The organism is Paenibacillus sp. EB106-06-01-XG199 (assembly GCF_058791575.1).
The window spans coordinates 17,495-30,047 of the sequence record NZ_JBYTDQ010000008.1 but is presented as its reverse complement, the minus strand read 5'-3'; the positions used below and the strand labels follow the sequence as shown (position 1 = coordinate 30,047).

At 51.6% G+C, this 12,553-nt stretch carries 10 protein-coding genes and 1 pseudogene; 4 read left to right on the top strand and 7 right to left on the bottom strand.

Annotated features, from left to right (window positions below):
* Window positions 1-2: 2 nt before the first annotated feature.
* The 7 genes and pseudogenes from AC3WT9_RS25250 to AC3WT9_RS25220 form a co-directional block, all read right to left on the bottom strand.
* Window positions 3-830 (bottom strand): ABC transporter permease, encoded by an 828-nt coding sequence (locus tag AC3WT9_RS25250; protein ID WP_341089896.1) that lies wholly within the window; start codon window positions 828-830, stop codon window positions 3-5.
* Window positions 831-833: 3 nt separating this feature from the next.
* Window positions 834-1,796, bottom strand: a complete 963-nt coding sequence (locus tag AC3WT9_RS25245; RefSeq protein WP_341089895.1) for a nucleoside hydrolase — start codon at window positions 1,794-1,796, stop codon at window positions 834-836.
* 2 nt (window positions 1,797-1,798) lie between these two features.
* Window positions 1,799-2,884 carry an ABC transporter substrate-binding protein gene (locus AC3WT9_RS25240; protein WP_341089894.1) on the bottom strand — a complete coding sequence of 362 codons (1,086 nt, stop codon included), beginning with the start codon at window positions 2,882-2,884 and terminating at the stop codon, window positions 1,799-1,801.
* Between the two features lie 297 nt (window positions 2,885-3,181).
* Window positions 3,182-3,526: a DUF2294 domain-containing protein gene (locus tag AC3WT9_RS25235; RefSeq protein WP_076110410.1), complete on the bottom strand. Its 345-nt coding sequence runs from the start codon at window positions 3,524-3,526 to the stop codon at window positions 3,182-3,184.
* Window positions 3,527-3,885: 359 nt separating this feature from the next.
* Window positions 3,886-4,077, bottom strand: a complete 192-nt coding sequence (locus tag AC3WT9_RS25230; protein WP_341089891.1) for a GH36 C-terminal domain-containing protein — start codon at window positions 4,075-4,077, stop codon at window positions 3,886-3,888.
* A gap of 141 nt (window positions 4,078-4,218) precedes the next feature.
* A pseudogene (locus AC3WT9_RS25225) lies at window positions 4,219-4,728 on the bottom strand (glycoside hydrolase family 36 N-terminal domain-containing protein); the annotation flags it as partial.
* Between the two features lie 31 nt (window positions 4,729-4,759).
* Window positions 4,760-7,312, bottom strand: coding sequence for a beta-mannosidase (locus AC3WT9_RS25220; RefSeq protein WP_492408053.1), 2,553 nt, complete (start codon window positions 7,310-7,312; stop codon window positions 4,760-4,762).
* Between the two features lie 196 nt (window positions 7,313-7,508).
* On the opposite strand from AC3WT9_RS25220, the gene AC3WT9_RS25215 reads away from it, so the two are divergent.
* The 4 genes from AC3WT9_RS25215 to AC3WT9_RS25200 all read left to right on the top strand — a co-directional run bounded on the left by AC3WT9_RS25215 (window position 7,509) and on the right by AC3WT9_RS25200 (window position 12,548).
* Window positions 7,509-8,849: an ABC transporter substrate-binding protein gene (locus AC3WT9_RS25215; RefSeq protein WP_492408051.1), complete on the top strand. Its 1,341-nt coding sequence runs from the start codon at window positions 7,509-7,511 to the stop codon at window positions 8,847-8,849.
* 124 nt (window positions 8,850-8,973) lie between these two features.
* On the top strand, window positions 8,974-9,867 hold the full coding sequence (locus AC3WT9_RS25210; RefSeq protein ID WP_038586119.1) for a carbohydrate ABC transporter permease: 894 nt from the start codon (window positions 8,974-8,976) through the stop codon (window positions 9,865-9,867).
* Window positions 9,868-9,869: 2 nt separating this feature from the next.
* Window positions 9,870-10,703 carry a carbohydrate ABC transporter permease gene (locus AC3WT9_RS25205; RefSeq protein ID WP_038586116.1) on the top strand — a complete coding sequence of 278 codons (834 nt, stop codon included), beginning with the start codon at window positions 9,870-9,872 and terminating at the stop codon, window positions 10,701-10,703.
* Window positions 10,704-10,727: 24 nt separating this feature from the next.
* Entirely contained in the window at window positions 10,728-12,548 is a 1,821-nt protein-coding gene (locus tag AC3WT9_RS25200; protein ID WP_341377338.1) for a cache domain-containing sensor histidine kinase, read from the top strand.
* Window positions 12,549-12,553 lie beyond the last annotated feature (5 nt).

Sequence of the window (12,553 nt, the reverse complement as noted above, 5' to 3'; positions counted from 1 at the left end):
TCTCACCCCTTCGGATTTAATCGGTTGGCCCAGACGTTCATCAGCCCCACGACCACAAATGTAATGACGATCATAATTACGGCAATAACCGAGGCCGACTGCCAGTCATTCAGCGTCATGGCATTCTGGTACAGGAAGGTGGAGACCACCCGTTCCTTACCGCCGAGCAGCGCCGGCGTGGTATAGGCCGTCAGACTGCCGACGAAGACGAGAATTCCGCCGATGATCAGCCCCGGCACTGTCAGCGGGAAGGTGATTTTGCGGAACGCCGCAAACGGGGAAGCGCCCAGACTGCGCGCCGCCCGGACCAGCTCATGGTCCAGATTCTCCATGACCCCCAGCAGTGTGATGATGATCAGCGGCAGGAATAAATGCACCAGCCCGATCATCATTGCCGTAGGCGTATAGAGAATATCCAGGGGTTTCCCGATCAGCCCGGTGTTGACCAGGAAGGAGTTGATCAGCCCCTTTTTGCCGAGAATAATCATCCAGCTGAAGGAACGCACAACGGGACTGGTCAGCAGCGGGAAGATCGACAGCGCCAGCAGAAGGCTCTTCTTCCGTGCGCTTGCCCGCGAAATATAATAAGCCGCCGGATACCCGAGCAGCATGCAGACCAGCGTGGTCACGACACTTACCCGGAGCGTAGTCAGCAGGATGCGGTTAAAGTACCCGTCGCGGAAAAAATGCAGATACCCTTCCAGAGTCAGCTTCCCATCCTGCACGAAAGTGGAGGCAATGGTCAGCGTGATCGGGACCAGCATGAAGGCCGCCAGGAACAAGAGGCCCGGCAGCAGCAGATACATTGCTCTTTTGTTCTTGTTCTTCATTTTCTAATGACTCCCGTCCTTCTTCGGCTCTTGGTTCAAGCTATCAATGAAACACTCCAGAAAAGCGGCCGCGTCCACCTCCAGGCAGACAGCGGCATTTACCGGCTTGCCCAGCCGGTTCTGAAAATCGCAGACGGTCTGGCCGTCGCACAGCTCGCTTCGGGTCTCCACATCCACATAATAATCGTGCACGGTGACGAACCCGCGGTTCAGGGCCACGCCAACCGCCAGCGGATCATGCAGGGCACAGGCCTGCACACCGTTGCGCTCATAATAACGCTCCCGGTAGCCGGAGGTGCTCTGCTCCACATAATCGCGGATCGCCGGAATGCGCAGCTTCGCAATGTCCTCCGCGCTAAGCAGCGCACGGCGGGTCACATCCAGCCCGACCAGCGTCAGCCGGGGGAATCCGGCAGCCAGTACCTGCTTCGCGGCCTCCGGATCGACGTACATGTTGTATTCCGCCGTCGGCGTGATATTGCCGAAGCCCTGCACCACGCCGCCCATGATGATTACCTCAGCGGCATGCTGGGTAAGCTCCGGGCATTTCTGCAGTGCGCGCGCCAGATTGGCCAGCGGCGCGGTCATGATCAGCGTGACCTCGCCGGGCTGCGCCAGCACCTGGCGGATGATGAAGTCCTCCGCAGGCTCTGCTTCAGCCTGCTTTGTTACCGGCATATCCCCCAATGCACCGCCGATGCCATCCGCACCGTGCACACGGTGCTCAAAAATCGCTTCACGGGCCAGCGGCTTGTCCGCTCCGCGGTATACCGGAATCTGCCCGGACACGCCGAGCAGCTGGAGAATTTTGCAGGTGTTCAGGGTTGCCTGATCCAGCGAGACATTGCCGCTGACTGTGGTGATGCCGAGAATGTCAAGCTGTCCGCTCGTCACCGCCAGCATAATCGCCAGCGCGTCATCCACCCCTGTATCTACGTCCAGAATGACTTTTTTACGCCCCGTCATCCTTAGCCGCCAATCTCACGGTTGAAGCGGTCCGTCCACTCTGTAATGTGCTCGTTCACGAAGGACATATCCAGCTTGCGCAGCTTGCCGATAACATCCGGACCGTACGTTACGCCCACAGCTTCTTCAGGTGTCAGCTTTACGTTCATATTGACAGGGGAATCGACCTTTGCTTTGGCGGATGCCGCCTGCACTTCATCGCTCAGCTGCCAGTTGATGAACTCTTCGGCAAGCTCTTTATTGTTGCTGCCTTTGACAACGTTGACTGTATTCATTACGGCATAAGCACCTTCAGACGGTGCGATAAATTTGGCGTCAGGCACAGCAGCCTGCAGATCCTTGAAGTACATTTCCATAATCGGACCACCGGCAATTTCCTCCTGCCCGAACATGTTCACATACTCGGAAGTCTGGCCATAGTATTTAACAACCTTACTGTCCAGCTCCTTCAGCTTCGTGAATGCTGTATCCTCGTTGAAGTCCGCATTGCCCGCCGCAAGAGATGCCGCATCTACAACCATTGGACCTGCTGTAGCTGTAATTGCCGGCATCGCCAGGTTTTTATCAAACTTCGTCCACAGATCGCTCCAGCCGGTTACGTCACCTTTAACCAGTGCCGGATTATAGGCAATTCCCAGGCGTCCGATCGTATACGCAGGACCATATTCTGCACCCAGCGGGGCTTTGGCGATATCATAAAGGTTCTGGAGATTCGGAATCTTGCTGCTGTCGATCGTTTCGAATAAACCTTCATTAATTGCCTGCTGCGCATAATAGTCCGACAGATAAATGACATCCACATCGGAGCTGCCTTGACGGATTTTGTTCAGACGCTCGGCGTTGTTGCCGATTTCCACCACGATTTTCACATTGTGCTCTTTCTCAAACGGCGCATAGACCGATGCCTTGAAGAAATCTTCCGAAAAACCCCAGGTGGAGACAACCAGTTCCGTAGGCTCGCCCGATTGTGCCGTTTCCGGTGCAGCTGCGTTATTTGTTCCTGTGTTGTTCGTCGAGGTATTGTTGCCGCAAGCAGCAAGCACAGCAGTCAGTGTAAGGGCAAGGCCCGCATTCATTATTTTTTTCATTAGAATAACCTCCCAAGTGTAATATGCTGTACAAATCCAGTCTTCATCCTATAGTTGCGGCAATTTCAGTTCTCTTCATTCCAGTGAGCTTCTGGCGGAAAACGGTTTGGCAGCACCTCCTGTTGGTAGTAAAAGCTTGATTCCCCTTATTTTTTCATAAAAAAAAGAAAAGCATTCTTGTAGGAACAAGAACACTTTTCTTTGTATAAACAAAGCAAAGAGCTACCCGTAATAGAAGGACGGTCTTCGCTTAAGATAGATCAAAAACGAAAATCCGCAGATATCATGTTGAATCTGTCATTCTCCGGCCAATATCATATTCGTAAAGGCCCACCCCGTCGGTGCGTCATAATCCCTGAGCAGAACCTCAATCGTTAGTCCCATCTCTGCTTCAAGTCTTTCCTTGAACCTCTTCTTAAACAGCAGTGACATCCGAAAATCCACTTCCTGCTTAAGTTCAGGCGCTTCGCCTTCCAGGGCGGTCGACCGGGGAGATCTGCGGTGCTTGGCGTGAAAGGTAATGACCCGCTGATCGACAGTAACGCGGAGCAGGGTCGTCCCGAAACCAAACAAATCCTTAGAGATCTCATTGTAGATCTGGCACATTTTCTTCTTCTGCTCGCTGTTTTCCAGTTCTGCCATGAAACCACCTTTGAAAACAGAATATCGTACAATTCCTTCGATAGCAATTGTTATTATACATAAATATCGCATTTTCAGCAACAAAAAAGCAATAACTTACATGAAAGTTACATTAAACACGAACAATTAGGGTTTTCAGCAGGCCAATGTTTAGAAAAGTGCTCCGATTTCAGACGCACTTTCACCTCTGATTCCGTTATACAACCCGCCTACACCAAATTCAGATGCACTTCTACCTCTCATTTCCCCATATTGCCCGCCTACGCCAAATTCAGATGCACTTTTACCTCTCAATGGTCCCCCAAACAAAACAAAAGAAGCCAAGTCCCCCTGGCTTCTCCTGTTCTCCCAAATGCTAATTACGGTTGTGCCCTTAAGCGGAAACATCCGCTCACATAGTCCTGCTGGATGTCCGGCAGCGCCAGCCCGGCCTGCATCAGCCGGTCACCGCCGAAGACTTCACCGCTGTCTGTAAGCGTGTAGTCATAGTCGGGGTTCAGGCCGCTAAGCAGCAGACTGCGGCGAGGCGGGCTTGCCGAACCAGCCGTCATCGAGCACAAACAGCTCGATGCCCAGCTTCGAGCCTTTGGCGGCGATCTCCACCAGCTTGTCGGCATTGAAATTGAAATAGGAAAGCCGTATACCTCGCCCTGGTGCTCATCTGTACCCGGCTTGGCCAGCGCGGCAAACGGATTGTGCTGATGGCTGCTCATTCCACGGCGGGACTGGAGTGCGGTAGTGCCCTGTTCCAGCCGTCTGCGGGTCAGGTTGGCTTCCCGCGACCAGCCGCCGGAAAGATAGATCAGATCGAATTGGCCGTCCTCCGGGAAATCGACGGAAGCGCTCAGCGCGCAGCAGGTCAAGCGGCGCCTGGCCGTCATTAACAAATCCTACCGAGCGGGCAATCACATCCGTGTCACGATATACGGTATAGCGTAAAATGACGTTCAGCGACGAGTAATCATCACGCAGCGTAATTCCAGCGTATCTGCTTCTTCAGGGGACTCCACATACACGGAAGGAAGTCCGGCGAGCGTTGGCTTGCCCTGCAGTACACGGTATCCGGTGTACTGCAGCTCAGTAATCCGCGTGCCGTCCGCAAGCTTGGCCTGATAAGCCGGCACACGGAAATCTCCCGTGCCGTACTGGGGATATTCCTGTGGAAGCCGGTCCAGGCCGGTGCCCGCCCCGAGATGCGGCAGACCACCCAGGTTGCCGTCCTGGCGCAGTTTTTTACCCCAGGTAATCTTCCTTCACATAGTCAGCCATCGAATGAATCTCAAGCCCCTTTGGCGCTGCCGGAATGAAGTCCCGATCTCCATTGCCCCGCAGCATAAACTGCACCGTCTTCGGCTCACCCGGAAGCAGATCAAAGAAGTTATCCGAGAAGATGCCTTCCTCTTCCGCAGTCAGGTATACCCCTCTGGCCAGCACATCGCTGCTGACCGTAAAGTCCAGGCTGCCCGGAATCTCGGTCACCGTAAGAACCGGCCGGTTCAGCTTGCTGTCCTTGGCCGAAGCAAAGTAATGCTCCTTACGCTCCAGTAGGGAGCCGTCCGCCAGCAGAGAAGCCACCAATACCACCTGCTTCGGATCGTTACTCTGCAGCAGTTCCGCAGTCGGCACCGCGAAGACCACCGCCGCCGAATCGGCCTCCAGCTGAACCGGCTGCGTCCATTCACGCAATAGCGAGCCGCTGAAATCATACAGCCGGAGTACCAGTTCACCAGCCAGTGCCTTTTGAAGATCTGAAACGGCATGCACTTGCAGGTTCTCCCCATCCATCTCTTCAATAGAGAGCATAAGCTCCCGGAAGCTTTTGCGCACCGTATATTGCAGCGCCTTCCAGCGGCCGTAATAATCCATGCCAGCCCAGGAAGCCACCGGCCAGCAGTCGTTCATCTGCCAGTACAGTGTTCCCATGCAATACGGCTTGTTTCTTCTGTGGCTTTCAATAGCAATTCTCATCGCCTCTGCCTGAAGAATCTGACTCATATACAGGAATGACCTGAAGTCCTTCGGCTGCGGCAGGTAGATGTCCATATACTCTTTAATGATCAGGTTGCCCCGTCCATTCTTCTGGTGAGCCAGCATCACTTCCGATTCCAGCTCCATATCCTCTTCCTCCGCGTAGCTCAGCACCGATTTCAGCTCAGGAAAGGACTGGAAGCCGTATTCGCTCATGAAGCGGCCAACCTTGACGTTATAGTTCTCAAAAGGCTCAATCCCGTGCCACACACCCCAGTAATGAATATCGCCCTCACCCATGATTCGCGTCGCATGCTGATCTTGATCAGTAGTAAGTTCACGAAGCGGAGAGGATGGCCAGTAATCAGCACCCGGATGATAAGCCGCTACCGCTTCCGGCAGAATGCGGTGGAAGATTTCTTCATAATAACCCCAGAGCGTTTCGCGGATCTCGGCGCTGTAGCCTTCTTTCCAGCCCCAGCCCATGTTATCCTCATATTGCGACCAGGCGGAGTCAATCTCATTATTGCCGCACCATAGGGCGATGCAAGGATGATTGCGCAATCTGCGTACGTTGTATTCTGCTTCCTTCCGTACATTCTCAAGAAAAGGCTCATCTCCGGGGTACATGCTGCAGGCGAACATGAAATCCTGCCAGACCAGCAGCCCATACTCATCACACAGCCGGTAAAAAACTTCCTCCTCATAGATCCCGCCGCCCCACACCCGCAGCATGTTCATGTTCGACTCTACCGCTGTTGCAATCTCATGCCGGTAACGTTCCTCCGTTATTTCCGTGGTGAAGCTGTCGTTCGGTATATGGTTGGAGCCCTTTACGAATAACGGCACGCCGTTAAGCTCAAACTGAAACGAAGCGCCCTTTGCATCAGGTTTGCGGATCAGCTTAATCTCCCGCAGCCCGGTAGTTACTTCTGCACTGGACAATACCGTAGCGCTATCCAGCAGCTCTGCCCGGAAGGTAGTTAAATTAGGCATACCCAGCCCGTTGCACCACCATAACTCCGGCTGATCAACGACAATATCCATCTCCACAGTCTGCTTGCCGGAGAGCGCAGAAACCGCTTGCATCCATTTTTGTCCATTAGCAGTCGTGATCCGCAGCATTCCCTCGCAAGCTTGCGGAGCTTCAATCTCCACGACAGCTGTAAGCCGCGCCTCTTCCCGCTTAACTTCATTCTGGCGGATATAGAGATCCGTAATGGCTGCCGCATCCCGGCCTTGCAGCACCGCTTCCCGCCAGAGTCCGCTGGTAAGAAATCTCGGGCCCCAGTCCCAGCCATAATGATAAGGCGCTTTGCGGGCAAACACGCTAATTCGCTGTTCTTGCAGTCCGCCCAGCTCTGATTGATCATTGGGCGCCGGCAGATCATACCCCAGCTGCGCCAGCTTCGGCAGGTCTTCCTTAACTACGGAACGGAACTTCACGAGAATTTCATTGTCACCGGCCACCAGCAGCCCTTTGACATTTACAGTCCAGGCCCGGAACATATTGTCTGCTGAAAGCGCATGCACATTATTCACAAAAACATCGGCATAGGTGTCCAAGCCCGCAAAGACCAATTCCGTAATGGCCAGGCTCTGCCATTCTTCTTCCAGCCGCAGCTTGCTTCTGTACTCCCAGTCCTTCTTGTCGATCCATTGCAGCTCATGCTCGTTTTTTCCATAGAAGGGCTGCGAAATAAGTCCATTGCGGAGCAAATCCGTGTGCACCGTTCCCGGCACAACCGCCGGAAGCCACGTTTCGTCACCGCAGGCTCTAAATTCCCAGTTTGTCAATTCAAGATGATATGGTTTCATAAGTCCTCCCTATTTCAGCAAAATTCATTTGTTTCATTATATTTTGTTATCTTATTGTTAGCAACAAAGTAATTATAAACCCAGAAAGAAAACAAATAAAGACAATAAATAATAATTGAATACATTTAATGCTGGAATCAATGACGCTATAATGATAATGTAAACGCTAACATCAAAACGAAAAGGGGACAACGCAATGAGAAACAAGTTATTTTCGTTATTTTTTGTTATCACCATGACTTTCTCTTTATCTCTGACAGGCTGCGGATCGAACAATAATAACAACGCAGCTAAAGCCACAGATGAGCCGGCTGCAACCAAAGCACCAGAGAATTCCGGCAGTGAAGCAACTACTGAGCCGGCGGCTGGAAGCGGTTCCGACATTAGCGGAAAGATTACCTTCCTGACTAACAGAACCGATATGATCGGCAAAGAGTATGACGAATATGTTAAACGTTTTAACGAGAAGTATCCGAACATAAAGGTCGAGTTCGAAGCTTCCCAAACGGACTACAACCAGCAAGCCAAGGTCAGAATGGCCAGTGGTGAGCTTCCCGATGTGATGTTCATTCCTTCCATTCCTAACTCCGATCTTCCGAAATATTTTGCTTCCCTGGACGATCTTGGCCTGAATGATCAGATCACCTTTAAAGATTTCAAATCCTATGAAGGCAAGCTTTACGGAATTACCACAGGTAACTCCACCACTGGAATTGTCTACAATAAAAAAGCCTTCGCCGATGCAGGCATCACCGAGGTTCCGAAGACTTGGGATGAATTCCTCGCTGCCTGCGAAAAGCTTAAAGCCAAAGGTGTCGTTCCGCTCGCTTCCAACTTTAAGGACAAATGGCCGCTTAACGATTGGGTGTACTCTGTTCCCCGCGTGATTGCAGGCAACCCGGATTTCCCGAACGAAAAGCTGACCTCCGAAACACCTTTCACTATGGACAACGGCTACGGAAAATCACTCAACCTGCTTAGAGAGCTGAATGAAAAGGGCTATCTGGAAAAAGACATCAACTCTACCAACTGGGAACAATCGAAGAAGGACATTGCCTCAGGCAAATTCGCCATGTACTTCCTTGGCAATTGGGTCATCAATCAAGTCATCGGCGCCGGCACCACTTCTGACAACGTAGGTTTCTTCCCGCTTCCTTATGACAACTCGGGCAAACTTACTGCACCGCTCAGCCCTGACTTCTTCTATGCTGTAGCCAAGGACAGCAAAAATCCGGATGCTGCCAAAGCGTTCGTGAAATGGATGATCGAGGATTCCGGTTATGAGGATTTTGCCGGATTTATCTCCCCGCTGAAGGGCAAAGAATCCAAGCTGACTCAACTGAAGGAATTCCAGGCGACTGGCGTAACCCTGCAAGAGGGTACAGTGGATGATGCCAAGGTAACAGAAATTACTAACAAGGCACAACTCGACCTGCCGGCTATGGTACAGGAATTCGTCCTGGCCAAGGACCCGCAATCCGTCTTCGACAAATGGAACAAAGCCTGGGCCAAAGCCAAAAAAGACCTCGGCTATTGATCTTTAGCAAGACCAGTAACGTTAGAACCTAGCAATCCACCGGCGCAAAATGGATTATCGCTTTCTCCGGATAATCCATTTTGTCGTCATTGACCAACGCGCTATTCAGAAAGAAGGTTAAGCGATGTTCGGAACATTATCCTATAACAAACAAAAGCTCATTATCATTGTATCCTTCCTGCTGATTCCCCTGCTCCTGCTGGCGACATTCACTTATTATCCGGCCATTAAACTGGTCTATTACAGCTTTACCAACTGGGACGGGTACAGCCCCGAGAAGCCTTGGGTCGGTCTGGACAATTACCGCGAGGTTTTTGGCAATCCTGATATTTTCAAGGTGTTCACCCATAACTTCGCCTACTTTGCGATGGGGATTGTCCAGAATATTGTCGCCATTTATTTCGCCGTCGTGCTGAACAGCAAGCTGCGGGGTAAAAACGGGTTCCGGATTATGCTCTTCCTGCCTTATATCATGAACGGTGTAGCCGTGGCCTTCATGTTCGGCTATGTGTTTGATACTACCAATGGTTCACTCAATATGTTCCTGAACAGCATCGGCCTCACCGGACTAGGACAGACCAGTTGGCTCGGTACTGAAGGATTGGTGAACTACTCGCTCGCTTCCACTGGTTTTTGGCGGTTCATGGGCTACAACATGGTCATTTACATTGCCTCCCTGCAGGCGATTCCGAAAGACATTTATGAAGCAGCCAAAATAGATGGTGCAGGCTCGTTTCAGACGCTGTGGAGAATTACACTGCCAAATATGAAGCCCGTCATTCAATTGAATTTATTCCTGACCGTAACCGGCGCGCTGGAAGTATTCGATCTGCCGTTTGTGCTGACGAAGGGCGGCCCGGCGGGTGCCAGCCAGACTTATGTTCAGCGGGTAGTAGATACCGCATTTGCTTTTAATAACTACGGCCTGGCCTCAGCGATGAGCGTTATCCTGATCTTCATTGTCGTTGTCGTGCTCTTGCTGCAGCAATTGGTTCTTAACCGGGGAGGAGATAAGTAGCCATGGAACATTCCAAACTTAGCCTAAAAGACATTTTTAAATACTTCACGCTGCTTATCGGCGTATTCGTCGTACTCTTTCCGCCTTATGTCGTGGTGGTCAACGCCTTCAAATCAACCGAGGAATTCAACAGCAGCAGTTCCATGGCTCTGCCGCGCAGTTTCTTCAACTTCGATAACTTCGTGACTGTGTTTCAGCGTGGCGGACTGCTCAGCGGCTTCGGCAACGTACTGATTATTATCATAATTACATTGACCCTGAACATTCTGTTTGGGACAATGGTGGCATATGTACTGGGGCGGTTCTCTTTCAAGCTTAAGCCGATTGTATTCGGCGCTTATCTTGTGGCGACCATCATTCCAAGCATCACTACTCAGGTAGCGACCTTTGGCATCATCAAAAGTATGGGCCTCTACAACACCTTGGGTGCTCCGATCGTACTCTATATCGGAGCAGACGTCATTCAGATCATCCTGTATTTGCAGTTCATCCGCAACATCCCCGTTGATCTCGATGAGAATGCGATGGTTGAGGGTGCATCCCTGTTCAAAATCTACCGTTCGATTATCTTCCCGCTGCTGTCACCGGCGACGGCAACATTGATTATTTTGAAGACGATCAGCATCTACAATGACATGTACATCCCCTATCTATATATGCCAAAACAAAGCCTCGGCGTCGTTACCACCGTCCTCATGCGTTTTCAGGGGGTCAATACGGCCGATTGGAATTTGATCTGTGCAGCCATTCTGCTTATCCTGCTGCCGACAGTCATTCTTTACTTCTTCCTGCAGCGTTATATCTTTGAGGGGGTAACCAGCGGCGCCGTTAAATAGGGGGTACGGAAAGGAATAACCATAGTGGTCTCTTACATCCGGAGAATTGTTCGCAGCATGTGGCTGTTCCTTGCCAACCTGCCGATGGAGCGGAAGCTGATTGTCGTATTTATTTTTCTGATCTCCCTGCCAATCACTTACGTCAGCTATCTTTCTTCACGCTCCACCTTCAACTCGGTGCTGTCTAGCTCCACAAAGAGTGCCGGACAGATGGCAGACAGCGCTTCGGATACCATAGACCGGTATGTTGCCGATCTCAAGCGGTACACGGCGCTGCCGCTGTACAATACCGATGTTCAGTTCTACCTGGAGCAGCGTAATACCGATTGGGAAAAGAACACCAGCATGTCGATGTTCCTGAGCTATTTGAACCATACGAAAGAACAGATTATTGCCGTATACTTAGTGGACAAATACGGTTCCGTTTTTTTTGACAGGGCTCCCGGCATCAATGAATTGTTCCCGGCGGAACGGCTGGCGCAGTGGCAGAGCCTCACTGAGGGGGCCGGTGCAGCTCCGGTAGTCCAAGGCAGGCATACGATCCGTGTAAATTCCGGCGGCCACAAAGAGGTGTTCAGCGTTCTGCGCACCATTACTTCGGTCAGCACGCTCAAAAATATCGGAATCCTTGTCTTCGACATTGACATCAACAACCTGTTCAAGGGGATCGTTGATCCTGTAAACGCCGTCACCCAGGGCAATACGCTAATCGTGGACGACAAGGGCGAATTAATGTATGACGGTGAGCATGTGGACGGCCAAGAGACCCAGAAACAGCAAAAAAACGCACAGTTGCTGCTGCAGAAGGCCACCGCTCCAAATGGCCACTTTCAGATCACTTTGGATGGCCTTGATGTTCTTGCAGTGTACAGGGTATCCCAGAAGACCGGTTGGACAACCATTGTCTCCATTCCGCTGGACCGCATCCTCTCCCCGGTGGAGAAGAACCGTAACCGGCTGATTTTCACTACCCTGTCGATTATTGCATTCGCGCTCGTCGTTGCCACTTTTATTTCCCATGCACTGACCAAACCGCTGAAATCGATGGTCCGTCTGATGAAGCAGGTGCAGCACGGCAATCTGGATGTCTGGCTGCATCCGAAATATAATGACGAAATCGGGATGCTCGGCAGCCACTTCAACCGGATGATTATCCGGGTCAAGGATCTGCTTCAGGAGGTCTCCCTTACGGAGAAACGCAAACAAAAGGCAGATATGCGGGCGCTGCAGAACCAGATTAACCCGCATTTTATTTATAATACGCTGGAATCCATCCGCATGCTGGCGGAGAGCAGTGATGACCCCCGCGTCGCGAAGCTCACCTATCTGCTCGGACTGCAGATGCGTTACGGCATTGTCCGCAGTGAAGAAACCGTTACGATCCGGCATGAGCTGGATCATGTGCGTAATTATTTGCATCTGCTGCAAATCCGCTTTCCGGATAAATTCCGGCTCAATATCCATGTGCCGGAGGAATTCCTGCCGCTGCCGGTGATCAAGCTGGTCTTCCAGCCGATTGTCGAGAATGCCGTTTTTCACGGGCTTGAACCTAAGGAGGGACCGGGCACACTGAACATTACGGCTTGGGAGGAGGACGGTAAAACTGTATTTTGTATCGAGGATGACGGAATAGGTATGGATGAGGATACCCTGCGCGCTTTGAACAACAGTCTGATGGGCGGGGCAGACGGTGAAATGTTCGGAATCGGTCTGCGAAATGTGAATGAGCGCATCCGTATGCATTACGGCAGCTCCTTCGGATTACATGTGCAGAGTCAACTTGGCACAGGAACCCGTGTGACCTTAAGAATCGAGGATCTTTCGGACGATCACAGCGAAGAATAATATCA